Raw genomic sequence first — 17,776 nt, 5'->3', positions numbered from 1 at the left:
AAATGGTGACAAACTTGTTACGATTCTCGATTGTCACTTGCATCGAGCTCGTGATGAGGCTAACATAAACTAATATAGGCTAAGTGCGAAAATAAGGAGGTCTACACCCATGTTTCTTGCTGAAAAAGCAGCAAATACCCTTACAAAGTTCGATCCAATGGATATTATGATGCTTCTATTTACAATTGTTATTTTCATCGGATTTGTGCGTTTGCTAATGGCTCGTCCGAAGAAGAATGTATTCGCAATCGGATTTGCGGGGGTTTCGCTTGCCGTATTCCTGTTCGCGAACTACGTTATGATTTTCAAAGTCTGGTTGCAGTAATTTCCAGGGAACCATAATGAATGAACGGATAATGCCGGAATCTTGAGCGCTCAGGATTTCGGCATTTTTATATACGTAAATAAAAAACCTCCAACCCATAGGGCTGGAGGTTTTCGTTTATCCGGGTATTAAACCCACCACATCTCGCCGAGCGGCTCTTTGATGAGGATGGATTGCAGGTTTTGAACAGCTTTCGTGAAGCCTTCGTCTACGGACATCAGGCCGTCTTCGTGCTCGATGCTCACGACGTAGTCGTAACCAACAAGGCGAAGCGCGCTGATGATGTCAGCCCAAACCTTCAGATCGTGACCGTAGCCAACAGTGCGGAACTGCCAAGCGCGGTCAAGCATCAGAGCGTAGGACTGCATGTCTGTTACGCCGTGCTTGTTCACATTGATTGGATCAATTGTTGTATCCTTCGCATGGAAGTGGTGGATTGCGCCTGCGCGGCCCAGGATGTGGATCGCTTGAACAGGATCAATACCTTGCCACCACATGTGGCTCGGGTCAAGGTTAGCGCCGATTGCATCGCCACAAGCTTCACGAAGGCGAAGCAGTGTAGCCGGGCTGTGAACAGAGAAACCGCCATGTAGCTCAAGACCGATTTTCACGTTGCTTTCCGTTGCAAGCTTCGCGATTTCGCTCCAGTAAGGAATAACTTTCTCTTCCCACTGCCATTTCAGGATGTCTTGGAAATCGTTTGGCCATGGAGCAACCGGCCAGTTCGGATATTTCGCATCCTCATGGTCGCCAGGGCAGCCGGAGAATGTATTTACAACAGGTACGCCGAGTTTAGAAGCCAGCTGAATTGTTTTACGGATGACAGCGTCATGCTCGCTTGCAATTGCTTTTTGCGGGTGAAGCGGGTTTCCATGGCAGCTAAGCGCGCTGATTGTTAAGCCGCGAGCGTCAACTGCATCCTTGAATGCTTTCAGCTTGCTCTCGTCAGCAAGCAATACGTCTGGATCGCAGTGTGCGTTTCCAGGGTAGCCGCCTGTGCCGATCTCGATTGCGTCCAAGCCTTTGGATGCAATGTAGTCGAGTGCGTCTTCCAATGATTTTTGGGCGAAGAGTACAGAGAATACACCGAGTTTCATACGTGTATAGTTACCTCCTAAATGGGATATGTATTGCGCGTAGCCTTTCTTATTATAACATGAGCAACTTGCAAGGTTAAGATTCAACAGGGCTAATGCCAAAAAAGCATACGAAGTGGACAAATCAAGTTTTAATAAAGTTTAAGGGGCAACCAATTGTCACATAAACCCAAATATAGTAGAGTGGACCTACTGGTCTAGTAAAATATTGTAAATTAGTAGATTGTTCAAATGGGGGAAGCATTGTGAGGCATAAGGGTTTACGTCTAGTTCTAGTCATCATAGCCGGTGCGCTCTTCATGACAGGGACCGCATTAGCCGCCGGAAGTTCAGGCGGTACGAAGCTGGATGCAAAGATGATTAACGGAGAAGTTTACGTCAAAGCAAGTTCATTGACGAAGGAGCTCGGCGGTTCTGGGGTCTATGATGCCAAGACGCAAAGCTACGCTTATACGCCTAAGTCGGAAGTACCGGATGTTGTGAAGAAAGTATCGCCTTCGGTCGTCGGCATTATCGGCAAGCCGGCTGAGTATGAAGACAACCGGTTTGCATTGGCACACGGAACAGGTGTGATCTGGAAGGCGGACGGATGGATCGTAACGAACGCCCATGTCGTGAAAGACATGAATAATATCGTTGTCGTGACATCAGACGGAAAACAGTACGAAGGCAAACGCGTCAATATCGACGAAACAAGCGACCTTGCGCTTGTGAAGATCAACGCAACCCATTTGAAGCCGGCTGTATTCGCGCCTGTACCGCTGCAGATGCAAGTGGGCGAGACGGTCGTGGCGATAGGGACGCCGGTGTCGTTCTCGCTGCGCAACACAGCGACGACAGGCATCTTGAGCGGCATGAACCGTTCGATCTCCTCGTACTACAAGCTGCTTCAGACCGACGCGGCAATCAACCCGGGCAACAGCGGCGGGCCGCTCGTTAATTTGAAGGGCGAAGTCATTGGGATCAATTCCATGAAGTTTGTCAGCGATGGCGTCGAGAGCTTGGGCTTCTCCATTCCGGCGGATACCGTCCGTTATGTCGTGAATCAGTTCTTTAAGTATGGCAAAGTGAAGCGTCCGTCGCTAGGCGTGGAGCTGGAAGAAAGCTGGTCCGCACTCGTTGGTCTGCCTACAACAGAACCGCTTGAAGTCAAGTCGGTTTGGGGCTCTGGGGCGAAGCAAGCGAACTTGCATGCGGGCGACCAGATCTACTCCGTTGGCGGCAAGCAGGTATCCTCAATTGTTGAAGTGAATGAGCTGCTGAAGGCATATCTGCCTGGGCAGCAAATTGAAGTGATGGTGCAGTCCGAGGGAGACCTCGTTAAGAAGAAACTGACATTGTCTGAGACGAACTAACATTAGATCAAGGGAGAGAAATCAACATGAAGAACAAGCTGCTTGCACTACTCATTGCAGCATGTATGTTATTTGCACTTATGCCTGCAGTCGCAGGAGCATCCGATATGGCCTATGAAACCAAATCAGTTGAGATTAAATTAGCGATTGGCAGTCCAACGCTTACTGTGAACGGTACAACATCCACGATTCAGAAGCCGTATAAGCAGAATGGCACAACAATGGTGCCGCTCAGCGTCATTACGAAAGCATTCGGCGCAGGCTTGAAGCTGGAGAATAACAAGATCATCACGCTGTCCTACAACAAGACGACAGTTGTGCTTACGATCGGCAGCAAGACGGTAAAGGTCAACGGTTCGCCAATTACGCTTACGGCTGAACCGAAGATCGTGAACAGTGTAACGATGGTTCCGCTTCGTGTCATTGTATCGGCGTTTGGCGCTACGCTTGCGCTAAACGGTAATTCCATTACGATCAAAGGATTAAAGGTGTCTACGCCAGGTACTTCAACTGGCAGTAACACAGGCGGCATTAATTCCGATGCAGGCAAAACACAGGTAGGCGATAGCTACTACAACTGGTCGATGAAGTATCCGTCGGACTTGGTGTTGACGTATCAGAGCGACAACGGCAGTATCACGCAGTGGTCTTCCATTGCCGAAGATCGTGATCTAATCGTCAGAGTAGATAAAGTAGACCAGAGCTATACCCGCGAAGAGGTTCGCGAGCAGATTATGAGCTATTTCGATGATAACGAGTTTGCGATGGAGAAGAAAACCGTTACGATCGGCGATCTGAGCTTTGAGAAAGTCATTAGTAAAGACCGCGACGGATGGTTCTACGATAATCGTGCGATTCAAGTCGGTGATCGCATCTATATCATTATGGCAGGCATCAAGTCGGATTCGCGCGATAAATTGGCGGTATATGATGATATTTTGAGCAGCTTCAAGCCTTCTTTTGCAAAGAATGAATCGGCATTGAAAGACATTACGAAGGTGCGCAATGGCTTCTTCACGGCGACAGATAAAGATTACGGATTGTCTGTTCAGCTGCCTGTGGATTGGGTGCGGGACCAAGAATTGCCAAGCCCGGCGTTCTACAATGAAAAAGGCTATATGAGCTTCGAGATCAGCTCGTTGAAAGAAGGCGACACAGCGGCAGATTGGATGCACCGTGTTCGTCAGAAGGTAGAGAGCGCATTTGTAACAGATTCTTTGCGTAATGTCGCAGAATCCACGCTTTCTCTAGTAGATGGAACAGCGCAAGTGCTAAGCTATGAGTTCACGTTCGACAAGAAGAAATGGTTCAAAGAATATAATGTTTTCCTCACCGTAGGTGAGCATAAGTATGAAACGGACTTCTACTATGTAGAGGATGGATCTGGTACTGGCGAAACACTCTTTAAGAATATCGTTGGCTCACTGGATATCAATACGATTTATGTAGAAGCAAACTTCAGTGACCTGGATGATGCGGAATCGCTGGATCAGCAGACGGTTACGAAATCAAGCAAAGCTTATGGTTATTCCATTGCACTTCCTGAATCTTGGCATGGCGTTGATAAAGATTTTGAGAAGGATTCGGTTTACTACAGCATTCCATATGGTTCGTTCGGAATTGATGTTATTGAGGATACGAGTGCTAGTGACTACATCAATGATGTGAAAACCTTCCTTAATACCGATGACACGATGAAGAAGGTTGGCGCGACTATTCAAGGAACAGAGAATGTAACTTTGGGAGGCGGCATTTCGGCAACGAAGCTGGTTGTCGATTTCCCTAAAGACACGGTTCCAACAACAACGACGTACTATATTTTCGAGAAGAACGGTACGACGTACATGATCAACTATACCCGTCAGCAGTCCAACAATACGGACAGCAATATCGCCGCGGTAGAGAAAGTTATTGGATCGTTCACATTCACAAGCTAGTGATTCATAAGGCGCTGCGCCGCTTCGGACCGGAAATATTTCGGGAAGAAGCGGCTTTTGCGTTATAGCGCGGCTTTCGTTTGGGCGTCTGCTCTGGTACACTGTAGGGAAATAAGTGAACGAGGATAAGGATGGCGTTAATTAAAGATGGGTACGATAAAACGGCAAGATATCGAATTGCTGGCACCAGCCGGTGATTGGGAGTGTATGCGGGCGGCAGTGGCCAATGGGGCCGATGCTGTTTTTTTTGGTGTGGAGAAATTTAATGCTAGAGCGAGAGCGAATAACTTTCATACAGACGAGTTGCCAGAGATTATGGCGTTTCTGCACAGCTACGGCGTCAAAGGGTTCCTTACGTTTAATATTCTCGTATTCGAAGAAGAACTCGGCGAAGCCAAAGCGCTAATTGAAGCTTGTATCGACGCCGGCGTTGATGCGGTAATCGTTCAGGATCTGGGTCTCGTGAAGCTCATTCGCGAGATGTCGCCGGACTTCCCGATTCATGGATCGACGCAGATGACGATTACGTCGCCGGAGGCAGTTGAGTTCACGAAGCCATTTGATATTGAACGGGTCGTGCTTGGACGCGAAAATAACTTGAAGCAAATTCAAACTATCGGCGATCAGGCGAAGCTTCCGATGGAAGTATTCGTGCATGGCGCGCTGTGCGTCTCTTACTCAGGCCAGTGCTTGACGAGCGAAATGTGGGGCGGACGCTCAGCTAACCGCGGCGAATGCGCGCAAGCTTGCCGTCTTCCGTATGACCTGATGGTCGACGGAGAACAGAAGCCGATGGGCGATGTGGCGTATCTGCTTTCGCCGAAGGACCTTGCGGCGGTTGAGCTTGTGCCGGAACTGATTGAAGCTGGCGTTACGTCCTTTAAGATTGAAGGACGCTTGAAGAGTCCGGAATATGTAGCGAACGTGGTAAGCAAGTATCGCCGCGCGATCGACAAGTATTTCGATGGCGACCGTTCTGCGCCGTCGAAGGAAGAGATGCGCGAGCTTCAGCAGAGCTTCTCGCGTGGGTTTACGCACGGCTTCCTCGACGGCACGAACAACAAGCAGCTCGTGGAAGGGACATTCCCTAAGAGCCGCGGCGTCTATCTCGGCCGTGTCGAGAAGATCCTTCGCGATGCGGTCGTTTGCCGGGTGGAAGCGCCGGTGAAGCGCGGTGATGGGATCGTGTTCGACGCTGGCGATCCAACGAAGAAAGAAGAAGGCGGCCGCATCTATGATATTCGTCGCCAAGGGACGAAGCTGGAGGGCGAGGCGCAAGAGGGGCTCGTCATTGAGCTTGTTCCAGGTCGAAATGACGTAGACCTGCGCCGTGTTCATGTCGGCGACCGTGTATGGAAGACGAGCGATCCGGCGCTTGACCGGCGTTTGCGCGCTTCGTTCGAGACGGAGAAGCCATATCGTGTATTCCCGTTGAATGTGAAAGTGACAGGTGAGCTCGGACAACCGCTTCGTACCGTATGGACGGATGTAGAGAAGGGCAACACGGTTGAGGTCAGCTCTGAGCTGGAGCTCGAGCAGGCGCAGAAGCGCCCGATGGACCGTGCCATTCTCGAAGAGCAGCTTGGCCGCCTTGGCGGCACAGTCTATCAGCTGGAGTCGCTTGAAGCCGAGCTGAACGGGGATTTGATCGTGCCGATGCGCGAATTGAACCGGATGCGCCGCGAAGCGGTAGAAGCATTGGCTGGCGAACGTCCGAAGCCGCCGGTTTATATCAAGCACGAAGTCGATATCAATGACGACAATCGTGGCATCGAGAGCGGGCGTCAGTCTGCTACAGCTGCTAAAGCGAAGCTCACGGTGCTCTGCCGCAGCCTTCCTCAGCTGGAAGCTGCCGTGAAGTCCGATAAAGTAGGCATGGTATACGCCGACTTTGAATTTATTAAGCAGCTGCCGGCTGCAATGGAGCTGGCGCGGAGCGCGGGCAAGCCAATCGGCCTTGTAACGCCGCGCATTCACATGCCGAATGAGAACGGCTACCATGCAAACATCTTGAAGCTGAAGCCGGATGCGGTGCTAGTTCGCAACACAGGCGCGCTCTATTACTACTTGCGCGCTCGTGCTGCGAAGCCGAACGAGTCGTTCCCGGAGCTGATTGGCGATTTCTCGCTGAACATCGCGAACCATAAGGCGGCGAATCTGTTCCTAGATGCAGGCTGCAGTCTCGTCACACCTTCCTATGACCTGAATGTTCAGCAAATGTTCGACCTGTTGCGCCGCAGCGAAACGTCGAAGATGGAGGTCGTTATCCATCAGCATTTGCCGATGTTCCATACCGAGCACTGCGTCTACTGCACCTTCCTCAGTGAAGGGACGGACTTCACGAACTGCGGTCGCCCTTGCGAGGATCATAACGTCTCCCTACAGGATCGGATCGGCATGTCGCATCCTGTTCGCGTCGACGAAGGCTGCCGCAATACGGTGTACAATGCGATTGAGCAGTCTGGTGCGGAGTATATGAAGCAGTTCGGCGAGCTCGGCATAGCTTCGTTCCGGATAGAGTTCCTGGAAGAGACAGCCGATAAAGTGAATGAAGTTATTGACCTATACAGCGACGCGCTTGCAGGACGCATTGGCGGAACGCAAGTGTGGCGCAGCTTGAAAGCCATCAATCAGCTTGGCGTAACTCGCGGCCAGTTGGTCAAATAATGGACAGAACTAGAGGGGCCGGTCATTCGGCTCCTCTTTTTTCGTTAGCCCCAGCAGTGGCGATTTCTAGAAGCAGGGAGGGATTAGGAGATAGAGGGCGAATAGGTAGCAAAGGTTAACGTCGTATAATGTCTATACCCTAAAGTATTATTTTGGATGTAAGGCTGCCGGGATATTGCTTGGCAGGTTAACAAAGTAGCATGGTGAGGAATGACCAATGAATCAAAAAAACGATGGAATAACGATTTCGCAGCAGGATAATTGGCTTATAGAGGTACTTAAGGCGGAGCGGGCGATATTGGATGGGAACATGCCCACCGCACAGCTTTTACAGGCCATCCCGGCTGATATACGTCTGAAATCGCCGCTGCTGCTTCGCGCGGAATGCGAAGAGGGCCTGTTGAACGGCCGCTTGATCGAGACGAAGCAGATGCTGGAAGCGGCGCTGCGCGGCTTCGCTGCGCAAGCGGATGAGTCAGCGATGCTGACGATGATGGCGATGCTTGGCTTGCTGTATATGCAAGTTGGCGATCGGCAAGAAGCGGGGCCGTTCATGGCTCAGCTCGCCGAGGAGTGGAACCGCACGCCTGAGCAGTGCAGCGGCTTTGTGCCGTGGGCGCTAGCCCGCGCCGCGGCATCGATTAAAAGAGGTGCAGCGGAATACGCTCCCGAAGCGAATCGATTGTTCCAAGCATCGGCTGAGCGGTTTCGCGAGGAAGGCAAGCCGGTCTGGGCGGGCTTTGTGCTGCTGGAACGGCTGCTGTTCGATGGCTCAGCGAGCGAACAACCGGATTGGCAGCTGTGGCTAAGCTGGCTCAAGCGCCACGCGTCGGATCATTCGCATGGCGCGGCTGTCGCTCGCGTGTTGGCCGCTACTGAGCTGAGCGAGTCCTTGTGCAGCGAGCTGCCGGCTCGCTACGCTTATTTAAGCCAAGCCATTTTCTTGGATTCGGCGCCGGAGTTGCCGCAAGCGCTCACGGCTGATCTCGAATGCTGCATCTATGCGGCAGGTGCGAGAATCAAGCAGCTGCTGCAGGAAAGTCAGCTGGTCCAGGCGGAGCAAGCGTTTGGTCAGCTGGACCGCATGCGCAAGCTGTTAACAACGCCTGCTATAGAGAAGCTGACGGTGCAGCTGGCGGCCTCTCTCGCCGCGGCCGGTTTAGAAGAAGTCGCATCGCCGACAGTGATCGAGGAACGAAATGGACCCCACAGAGATGCTGTGTTGGAAGAATACGTGGAAGCCGCTGCTCCAGAGCAACCGGAAACGTCGGCTAAGTGGCGGGTGCGCCTGTTTAACGGCATTAACTTCACTGCGATGGATGGCCATGTTTTCGAGCCAATCTGGAAGCGGCGCAAGGCAGGCGAATTGTTCGTCTACCTGCTCTTGCAACCGAACTTCCGTGCAAATCGGGAGCAAGTGATTGATCGTGTCTTCGGCGAAGGCGATCTATCCAAACGATCCAATCAGCTGTATGTGACGCTTCACGATTTGCGCTCATCGCTCAAGGAGCTCGGCATGCCGGAGGATATCGTCTTTGCCAAGCGGGGCGTTATCGGTATTGCCGAGAACACCTTCGAAGCGAATGATGTGGAGGATTACACGACGCTGGCAAGAATCGGCGATCAGCTGTGGATGGATGACCGTGAAGAAGCTTGCCGACTCTATGAGAAGGCCAGAGAGCTCTATGGACGGCTTGGTACGGAGCTGCCGCATACTGAATGGCTTGAGCGTGTGCGGGAGCAGCTGCTAGATCGTCAGACGAATATGATTAAACGGCTAGCTGTCTATTATGGAGAGCTGTGTGACGAGGCACGGGTAGAGCAGTGCCTCGCGGATTGGATTGCGCTTCGTCCTGAACAGGAAGAAGCGTACGAGGCAATGATCGTTCACTGCTTGCGCGGAGAACGGAGAATCGAGGCGATCAGCTGGTACCGGCGGCTGGAGCGGATTTGCAAGGAAGAGCTGGGCAGTGAGCCGCTTGAGGAAGTCAGGAAGCTCTTATGGAAGTGACGGGCAAGGAACAAGTTCCACCTGTCCAACCCGTCTCTCCAGCCTCCCAAGTCCCACCAGTCCATCAAGCCTACCGATGTGACCAAGACGGCAAGCCGCACTACACTGGCTATATGCTGCTAAGCAGACTGCTGTTCGTCTATGGTATCGTACTGCTTGGCGGACTAATTATTTTGCAGGCGGATACAATGTTGGTAGCACCTTCGGCTTCTGACGGGCTGCGTATCCCGCGGCTGGGCTATCTGATATTCGCCCTGCTGCTTGCGCTAGCGATAGCAGGGTATTCCGCTTGGCGGCTGAAGCCGATCATGCAGGAGCTCGATCGCCAATGCGAGAAGAGCTCCGCGGGATTGACGAACAGTTCGCTTCACCGGCTGTACAAGATGCCGTATGAGCTGCTCATCGGCGTATCCGTTATCGGCGTGGTTTACTCTGTTCTGTACCATGCTGAAGTGGTGCAGGGCAGTTGCACTTGGCTGCACCTGTTCGGGCAAGTATCCGGTGAGCAGAGCTTGTTCATCTCACTAGCGATTGTCCTGTTCACGACGACAAGGCGTATATTCAGGCCGGTCATGCGCATGCAGCCGCTGCCGAATCGGTTTGACGGGCGGACCTCAATCGTTCAGCCGATCATTCTTACCTACGCGTGTACGATGCTGGTGACGATATTCAGCTTGCTTCAGCTGGCGTTCATGACATTAAGACCGCAAGAAACCATTGACCCGTACAAGCTCGGCTTAATCGCTGCGTTTTATATTATAATGAGTATCGCTTTATTCAGTTACGTCACGATGCAATTCAGACAGGAGCTGCGCGGTCTTATCCGCGACATTCGCGGGCTGGTGGCCGGACAAGGCTTGCCAGGCGGCGGCGCGCCTGCCATTCTCCATGATGAAGCCGGCGAGCTGGCTGTTGCGTACAACGAGCTGCAGATCCGAATCAACCGCGAATACGAATCGCTGGAGCGCGAGCTGAAGATGGCTTACAATGTACAACAGAAGCTGCTTCCGCCCGGGGATCTAACGATCGGGGCTTACCGGATTACGGCGCGCTGCAAGTCGTACCGTGAGGTTGGCGGCGATTTCTTCGACGTCGTGTCGCTCAGCCCGAACCGATTCGCGGTTATGATTGGCGATGTTTCCGGCAAAGGGTTGCCTGCGGCGCTTATCATGTCTGCTCAGCTGCTTATTTTCCGCTCGGAAATTCGGCGTAACGGCAGTCCATCGGAAGTGCTGGCACGGATGAACAGGCAGCTGTGCGAAGCGATGGGAGAGGAAGGAACAGTCTCTATCGGCGTAGGCGTCATTGATTTAACGACGAATGAGGTGCAATATGCAAGCGCTGGTCACTTGTCGCCTTATATCATTACGCAAGATGGCCGCGTTCAAGCAGTGGCATGCAGCTCGCTCCCAATCGGCATTGATCCGGACGTAGCGTATGAGGAGATCAGTTTTGGACTGAACAATGGCGACCGTTTCCTCCTGTACACCGATGGACTCATTGAGGCCGTTAATCAGAGCGGTCAAATGTACAGCTTCGACGGATTAGAGGCAGAGCTTGCGTTATGGCAGCCTGAGCAGGATCTTACGGAAATCGTAGATGACTGGCTGGCCCGTATGGATCTGGAATGTGGTTCCGGCATGGATGACAGGACTGTCGTCGTCCTTGAGCTGGCTGGCGAATACCGCAGTTCGCTCGCGTCTGCGGCTTCCTTCGAGAATCCATTTATGTCACGCGAATGGGCGATCCGCAGCAAGCTCGGCGACGAGAAGCTCATTGCGCTCAAGCTGGGCGATTGGATAAAGGAACGATGGCCGAATTCCGATATATATGAAGATGTGCAAAGCGCCGTGTGCGAAGCGATGATTAATGCAATTGAACATGGCAACAAAATGCAGCCCAATGCGTATGTATCTGTAATCGCACAGATTGGCGGCATGCTGATGGTGTGCCGGGTGTACGATGAAGGCGGCGGTTTTTACCCGAAATTATCGCGGGATGAGGATGAAATGCGTAAGAAGCTGGAATCCGAGGACCCTCGCGGATGGGGGCTGGTCATGATCGATACGCTTGCGGATTACTGGACGACCGGACGGGACGAGCGGGGCTTCTACACGGAGCTTTATTTTATGAGAAAATCACATCCGGATTCCGAAGCAGAGCAGGTTGCGCAGAAAGGAGATTGAATATGGCGGACCAGCCGTTTTCGATAGCATTACATAAGTTCCAGGGTGGCCTTGCGCTGAAGCTGGAAGGGGATTTGAGCAAATCGGCGGAGACGAAGCTGCTGAGCGGCTTCGAAGGAGAGGCGGAGCTTGGCAAGAGCATCCGTTTCCTGACGCTTGACCTGACGAAGGTCGAATACATAAACAGCGGTGGAATGGCTGTATTGATCCGGCTTGCCCGCATGGGAAGCAAAGCGGGGGTGCATACTTTCGCCTGGGGGATTACCCCTCACTACGAGAAACTGTTTCGTATGGTCGGCTTAACGGAATATATGATGATTTATCCGAACGAGTTTGCCGTCATGCAGCGGATCGAAGCGCTTGGACAATAGTCTGGAAGCGAAGGATAGTTTGAGAAGGCGGAGGGCATTATGGAATTGCAATCGGCAATATTTAAAGAGTGGCGGCATCTGTTCAAGCTCGACCCTGACCGCGAGATTAGCGACGAGCGGCTTGATGCGATCTGCATGTCCGGTACGGATGCGATTATCGTAGGCGGATCGAGCGGCGTCACATTCGATAACACGGTCGACTTAATGTCGCGCATTCGTCGGTATGAAGTGCCATGCGCATTGGAAGTATCGAATGAAGAGGCTGCCGTTCCGGGCTTCGATCATTACTTTATTCCTCTCGTGCTTAATACCGATAAGGCAGAATGGCTGGCTGGACGGCAGATTCAAGCGTTGCGCAAGTTCGGGGCGTTCATTCCGTGGGAAAATACTTCAGCAGAAGGCTATCTCATCCTGAATGGGGACGCAGAAGCGGCCAGGCTGACCAGCGCGACGTCGTCGCTTGACGCAGAAGGTGTTGCAGCGCATATTTATATGGCGGATCGGCTTATGCGCCTTCCTGTCATCTATATGGAATACAGCGGTAAATTCGGCGACATGGAGCTTGTGAAGCGAGCGAGGAGCTTGGTCACAGGAGCCAGAGTATTTTACGGCGGCGGCATCGACAACGCGGATAAAGCAAGGGCAGCGGCGGAAGTGGCCCATACGGTCATCGTAGGCAATATTATATATGACGACTTGGATGCGGCGCTCTCAACCGTAGAGGCAGTTCGCCTTGCCTTGCAACAATAAATCAGAAGAACGGCTTCGTTAGCGAATCGCATCATTCGTGCAGTTCGCTCACTGGAGGCCGTTTTTATTTCGCTTAACTGGCCGGAATGCAATTGACACTGCCCGGTCGGTTGTCTAGACTAAAGATAGGCGAACAAATGCGAACAAAGGAGCTTATTTACCTTATGTTGAATGAATTTAGCATCGACCAAGCTGTTCAGAAGCTGAACCCCCCGCAGCGTGCGGCCGTTCAAGCGACAGATGGTCCGCTGCTCATTATGGCGGGAGCGGGAAGCGGCAAGACACGCGTGTTGACGCACCGTATTGCATACTTAATCCAGAAGAAACGCGTAGCGCCGTGGAGCATCCTGGCGATTACCTTTACGAATAAAGCAGCAAGAGAAATGCAGCAGCGGGTGAGCGCGCTGGTCGGCAATTCCGGGCAAGATATTTGGGTTTCCACGTTCCACTCCATGTGCGTGCGGATCCTGCGCAGAGATGTTAGCCGGATCGGCTTCACGAACAATTTCTCCATTCTCGATTCCGCGGATCAACTATCGGTTATCCGTAACTGTATGAAGGATCTGAACATCGATACGAAGAAATTCGAGCCGAAGAGCGTGCAGGCGGCGCTTGGCGGCGCGAAGAACGAGCTGATAACGCCGGAGCAATTCGAGCTGAAGATTGGCGATTACTTTGACGGTATCGTAGCCAAAGTGTACACGGCGTACCAGAAGCGGCTGAAGAACAACAACTCGCTGGACTTTGACGATCTCATCATGAAGACGATTGAGCTGTTCAAAGAAGTGCCGGAAGTGCTGGAATTCTATCAGAACAAGTTCCGTTATATTCACGTCGATGAGTATCAGGATACGAACAGAGCGCAATATATGCTTTGCAATATGCTAGCTAGTAAGCATCACAACATCTGCGTCGTTGGTGACAGCGATCAATCGATTTACCGTTGGCGCGGGGCGGATATCACGAACATCTTGAACTTCGAGGAAGACTATCCGGAAGCGAAGACGATTCTGCTTGAGCAGAACTATCGCTCGACGTCGAATATTCTTAATGCTGCTAATGCTGTGATCAAGCTGAACACGGGCCGCAAGGATAAGAAGCTGTGGACGGATCAAGGTGAAGGCGACGCGATTACGATCTATCAAGCGGATACCGAGCATGACGAAGGTTACTTCGTCACAGGCGAGATTCGCCAGCAGGTGAACAAAGGGCGCAAGTTCGGCGACCATGCGATTCTGTACCGGACGAATGCACAGTCTCGTGTAATCGAGGAAACGCTAATCAAGTCTGATATTCCGTATCAAATCGTCGGCGGCGTAAAGTTCTACGACCGCAAAGAGATTAAAGACATTCTCGCTTATTTGCGTCTCATCTCGAACCCTGATGACGACATTTGCTTCCAGCGGATTGTTAACGTGCCTAAACGCGGCATTGGCGATACGACGGTCGCGAAGCTCGCGGATGAAGCGGGACTGCGCGGCATCTCGGTCTTTGCCCTGCTTGAGCAGATTGACTGGCTCGATGTGACAGGTCGCGCTCGTACGGCGCTGACCGAATTCCGCGACATGATCGATAACTTGACGCGTATGGTCGAGTACTTGTCTGTAACGGAGTTGACTGAGAAGATACTCGAGCTGAGCGGCTACCGTGAGGAGCTGCACCGCGAGAATACCTTGGAATCGAAGGCTCGCCTTGAGAACATCGACGAGTTCCTCTCCGTTACGCAGGAGTTTGAGAACCGCAACGAGGACAAGTCGCTGGTTTCCTTCCTGACTGACCTCGCGCTGATCGCTGACATCGACTCTATGGATAAGGACGAGTCCGAGAACGAAGTGAAGGACGCAGTCGTCCTCATGACGATGCACAGCGCCAAGGGGCTAGAGTTCCCGATTGTCTTCATCATCGGGATGGAGGAAGGCGTATTCCCTCACAGCAGGGCGCTTCAAGATAATGAAGAACTCGAAGAAGAGCGTCGCCTTGCATATGTAGGCATCACGCGTGCGGAGAAGCGCCTCTTCCTCACTTGTGCGCGGATGCGCACGCTGTTCGGGCGCACAAGCGCGAATATGCCGTCACGCTTCTTGCGCGAAGTGCCGGACGAGCTGAAGATGGAGACCGGCCGCGGAGCGCGTTCTGGCGGCGGCAGCGGCATTGGCTTTGGCTCTGGCAGTCGGTTTGGAAGCAGCAGTGGTAGCGGCGGTTCGGGTTCCGGCAGCGGCTTTGGTTTCCGGAACGGTGGCAGCAGCGGTGCTGGCGGGGCGTCGGCACGTCCAGGCGCCGCGGCGAGCGGCAGCGGCGTACGCGTCAGCACGCCGATGGATGCAGCACGTACGGCTGGCGGTGCCGCTGGTGCAGGCGGTGCGGCCGGCGGCGGTGATTTCGCAGCCGGCGATAAAGTGTCGCACGGTAAGTGGGGCATTGGTACGATCGTATCCGTGCGCGGTACTGGCAATGACAAGGAGCTGCAAATTGCGTTTCCGGCTCCGGTCGGGCTGAAGAAGCTGCTTGCCAGCTTCGCTCCGATTACGAAAGTATAATCGACGAGAGGCGAGAGAGGGAGGACGACAATGGCTACTGCCAAGGAAACGGGACAGAACGCGCGGATGCGCGAGCTTGTGGACCTCATTGCGGAACATAATTACAACTACTATACGCTGGATAAGCCGGCGATTAGCGATAAACAGTGGGACGAGCTCTATGATGAGCTTGTTCAGCTGGAGCAAGCGACGGGGCTGGTTTTCCCGGATTCTCCGACACAGCGCGTTGGCGGCGATATTTTGAAAGGCTTCGCGCCTCACCGTCATCTTGCTCGCCTATGGAGTCTTGATAAAGCGCAGGACCATGAAGATTTGCTGGCATGGAATGCTCGTGTTGCCAGAGCGATTGCCGATTATAATGCGAAGAATCCAGACGTAGCGCCATTGCCCGATCCTAGCTATGTAATCGAGCTGAAGTTCGACGGACTCACGCTTAACCTCACTTATGACGGAGGCAATCTCGTGCAGGCGTCAACGCGCGGCAACGGCGTCGTTGGCGAAGGCATTTTGGCACAGGTAAAGACGATTCGTTCCATTCCGCTCACTATTCCGTTTACCGATGGGGTTATCGAGGTTCAGGGCGAAGGAATTATGAATCTGTCGGTGCTGGAAGCTTACAATGAGACGGCGGCAGAACCGCTCAAGAATGCGCGCAATGCGGCAGCGGGTGCGCTTCGTAACCAGAATCCGCGCATTACGGCGGAGCGGAAGCTGAACGCGTTCTTCTATAATGTCGGCTATGCGGATGGAATCTCTTTCGATAAACATGAGCAAATGATTCAGTTCTTGCGGGATAACCGGTTCAAAGTGAATCCGTATGCGGTTTATTGCTCGACGATTGAAGAAGTGCAGGCGGAGCTTGAGAGAGTTGCCGCTGGCCGAACCGAGCATGATTTCTTAATTGACGGTGCGGTAGTGAAGTTGACCGACATGCGTACGCGTGAAGCATTAGGTTATACGGATAAGTTCCCGCGCTGGGCGGTTGCGTTTAAGTTCGAGGCGGAAGAAACGACGACGATTCTCGAATCCGTCTCTTGGGAAGTGGGCCGTACAGGCAAGATCACCCCGGTAGCGCGAGTCGAAGCCGTCGATCTTGCCGGCGTAACGGTACAGAACTGTACACTCAACAATATGGGCGATATCGAACGGAAGAATTTAAAATTCGCTCTAGGCACCCATGTGTTCATTCGCCGCTCCAACGATGTCATTCCGGAAATTTTGGGCAAAGTGGACGATGAGCCGGGCGGCGAGATCGTGACGCCGACGGAGTGCCCGTCTTGCGGAACGCCGCTTGAGCTTCGCGGAGCGCATCTATTCTGTAACAACAAGCTTGGCTGCAGACCGCAGACGATTGGTCGTATAACACACTTCTCATCTCGTGATGCGATGGATATTGAATCGTTCAGCATTATGACGGCTGAACAGCTGTTTGATGAGTGCGAGGTGCGTGATCCGGCGGATCTCTACGCGCTTACGTATGAGCAACTGATCGGTCTGGACCGTTTCGGCGACCGCAAAGCGAAGAAGCTGCTTGAAGCGCTCGATAAGTCCAAGGATCGTGACCTAGCGGCATTCCTGTTTGCGCTCGGCATCCCGAATACGGGCAAAGCAACGACGAAGATGCTCGCGGACCAATTTGGCAGCTTGAGCGCCGTTCGTGAAGCGACCGTCGAGGAACTCGTTGGTTTGCCGGACGTGGGCGGCATTGTTGCTGAGAGTATCTACAGCTACTTCAGAGACCCGGTAGCGGCTGATAGTATCGACCGTATGCTCGCGCTTGGCGTGAAGGCTGAGGCGGAGCGGCAGGCGCTGGTTCGCACGGATAGCATCTTTAGCGGCAAGACCGTCGTGCTGACGGGCACGCTCTCGACCATGACGCGCGATGAGGCAGCGAGGAAGCTGGAAGTGCTCGGTGCGAAGATCAGCGGTAGCGTATCGAAGAAGACGGATTTCGTTATTGCTGGCGAGAGCGCAGGAAGTAAGCTAACCAAAGCGCGTGATCTCGGCGTGACGGTTATTGAAGACGAAGCTGAGCTGCAGCGTTTGCTAGGCGAGTAATGATTTATAGAGAGGACTGTGTCTGACGGTTATGTCGGCGCAGTCCTCTGTCATTTTTTACAAGTTGCATCGCGCTCATGGATGTGTTAAATTATTTCTTGTCGCTTCGGAAGACACACGCCAATAACAAACAACATTCGACAGAATGTGAAATTAAGTGTTGACATGGTCGACAAGAGCTGATAACATATACACCTGTCACCGAGAAACAAACGGTGCGAACAAGTTCTTTGAAAACTGAACATATGGATCACGTCAGATTCAACAATGTTTTAAATAACGTCGAAACGTCGCTCGCCACTCGTTGGCGAAGGAGTTTCTGACGGAGCTAGTTTTTTGAATGAGCTAACAAGCGAATTCATAAAAGAATTACTTTTATGGAGAGTTTGATCCTGGCTCAGGACGAACGCTGGCGGCGTGCCTAATACATGCAAGTCGAGCGGATCTTGTCCTTCGGGACAAGGTTAGCGGCGGACGGGTGA

The 17,776-nt window shown here is 52.7% G+C and carries 11 protein-coding genes and 1 rRNA gene; 11 read left to right on the top strand and 1 reads right to left on the bottom strand.

The genetic code is table 11. The features are described from left to right. The first annotated feature begins 109 nt into the window (after positions 1-109). A complete protein-coding gene (locus tag AC0YNX_RS18820) occupies positions 110-325 on the top strand; it encodes a hypothetical protein (RefSeq protein ID WP_475817249.1) in 216 nt (71 codons plus the stop codon). A 128-nt stretch (positions 326-453) separates the two neighbouring features. Here the strand turns inward: AC0YNX_RS18820 and AC0YNX_RS18815 are convergent, their stop codons facing one another. Next, positions 454-1,422, bottom strand: a complete 969-nt coding sequence (locus tag AC0YNX_RS18815; protein WP_475817248.1) for a sugar phosphate isomerase/epimerase family protein — start codon at positions 1,420-1,422, stop codon at positions 454-456. 245 nt (positions 1,423-1,667) lie between these two features. Here AC0YNX_RS18815 and AC0YNX_RS18810 point away from each other — a divergent pair, with 245 nt between their 5' ends. The 10 genes from AC0YNX_RS18810 to AC0YNX_RS18765 form a co-directional block, all read left to right on the top strand. Next, positions 1,668-2,777: a S1C family serine protease gene (locus AC0YNX_RS18810; RefSeq protein WP_475817247.1), complete on the top strand. Its 1,110-nt coding sequence runs from the start codon at positions 1,668-1,670 to the stop codon at positions 2,775-2,777. Positions 2,778-2,803: 26 nt separating this feature from the next. Continuing rightward, complete coding sequence (locus AC0YNX_RS18805) at positions 2,804-4,714, top strand: stalk domain-containing protein (protein WP_475817246.1); 1,911 nt, start codon at positions 2,804-2,806, stop codon at positions 4,712-4,714. Positions 4,715-4,861: 147 nt separating this feature from the next. Continuing rightward, on the top strand, positions 4,862-7,381 hold the full coding sequence (locus AC0YNX_RS18800; RefSeq protein ID WP_475817245.1) for a U32 family peptidase: 2,520 nt from the start codon (positions 4,862-4,864) through the stop codon (positions 7,379-7,381). 217 nt (positions 7,382-7,598) lie between these two features. After that, the gene (locus AC0YNX_RS18795; RefSeq protein WP_475817244.1) at positions 7,599-9,392 is read left to right on the top strand and encodes an AfsR/SARP family transcriptional regulator; all 1,794 of its coding nucleotides are present in this window, start codon (positions 7,599-7,601) and stop codon (positions 9,390-9,392) included. A 113-nt stretch (positions 9,393-9,505) separates the two neighbouring features. Beyond that, positions 9,506-11,578 carry an ATP-binding SpoIIE family protein phosphatase gene (locus AC0YNX_RS18790; RefSeq protein ID WP_475817243.1) on the top strand — a complete coding sequence of 691 codons (2,073 nt, stop codon included), beginning with the start codon at positions 9,506-9,508 and terminating at the stop codon, positions 11,576-11,578. A gap of 2 nt (positions 11,579-11,580) precedes the next feature. Beyond that, complete coding sequence (locus AC0YNX_RS18785; RefSeq protein WP_475817242.1) at positions 11,581-11,949, top strand: STAS domain-containing protein; 369 nt, start codon at positions 11,581-11,583, stop codon at positions 11,947-11,949. A gap of 39 nt (positions 11,950-11,988) precedes the next feature. After that, on the top strand, positions 11,989-12,699 hold the full coding sequence (pcrB, locus tag AC0YNX_RS18780; protein ID WP_475817241.1) for a heptaprenylglyceryl phosphate synthase: 711 nt from the start codon (positions 11,989-11,991) through the stop codon (positions 12,697-12,699). Between the two features lie 164 nt (positions 12,700-12,863). Beyond that, the gene (gene pcrA / locus AC0YNX_RS18775; RefSeq protein WP_475817240.1) at positions 12,864-15,236 is read left to right on the top strand and encodes a DNA helicase PcrA; all 2,373 of its coding nucleotides are present in this window, start codon (positions 12,864-12,866) and stop codon (positions 15,234-15,236) included. A gap of 30 nt (positions 15,237-15,266) precedes the next feature. Beyond that, the gene (gene ligA / locus AC0YNX_RS18770; protein WP_475817239.1) at positions 15,267-17,294 is read left to right on the top strand and encodes an NAD-dependent DNA ligase LigA; all 2,028 of its coding nucleotides are present in this window, start codon (positions 15,267-15,269) and stop codon (positions 17,292-17,294) included. A 374-nt stretch (positions 17,295-17,668) separates the two neighbouring features. Beyond that, a 16S ribosomal RNA gene (locus tag AC0YNX_RS18765) occupies positions 17,669-17,776 on the top strand; the annotation flags it as partial.

The sequence above is a fragment of the Paenibacillus sp. J31R98 genome, assembly GCF_056269245.1.
This window is presented reverse-complemented; position numbering and strand designations above follow the sequence as displayed.

Coding starts and splice junctions, on each gene's coding strand:
- AC0YNX_RS18820 (WP_475817249.1), top strand. CDS start 110: ATGTTTCTTGCTGAAAAAGCAGCAAATACCCTTACAAAGTTCGATCCA.
- AC0YNX_RS18815 (WP_475817248.1), bottom strand. CDS start 1,422: ATGAAACTCGGTGTATTCTCTGTACTCTTCGCCCAAAAATCATTGGAA.
- AC0YNX_RS18805 (WP_475817246.1), top strand. CDS start 2,804: ATGAAGAACAAGCTGCTTGCACTACTCATTGCAGCATGTATGTTATTT.
- AC0YNX_RS18800 (WP_475817245.1), top strand. CDS start 4,862: ATGGGTACGATAAAACGGCAAGATATCGAATTGCTGGCACCAGCCGGT.
- AC0YNX_RS18795 (WP_475817244.1), top strand. CDS start 7,599: ATGAATCAAAAAAACGATGGAATAACGATTTCGCAGCAGGATAATTGG.
- AC0YNX_RS18790 (WP_475817243.1), top strand. CDS start 9,506: ATGCTGCTAAGCAGACTGCTGTTCGTCTATGGTATCGTACTGCTTGGC.
- AC0YNX_RS18785 (WP_475817242.1), top strand. CDS start 11,581: ATGGCGGACCAGCCGTTTTCGATAGCATTACATAAGTTCCAGGGTGGC.
- pcrB (WP_475817241.1), top strand. CDS start 11,989: ATGGAATTGCAATCGGCAATATTTAAAGAGTGGCGGCATCTGTTCAAG.
- pcrA (WP_475817240.1), top strand. CDS start 12,864: ATGTTGAATGAATTTAGCATCGACCAAGCTGTTCAGAAGCTGAACCCC.
- ligA (WP_475817239.1), top strand. CDS start 15,267: ATGGCTACTGCCAAGGAAACGGGACAGAACGCGCGGATGCGCGAGCTT.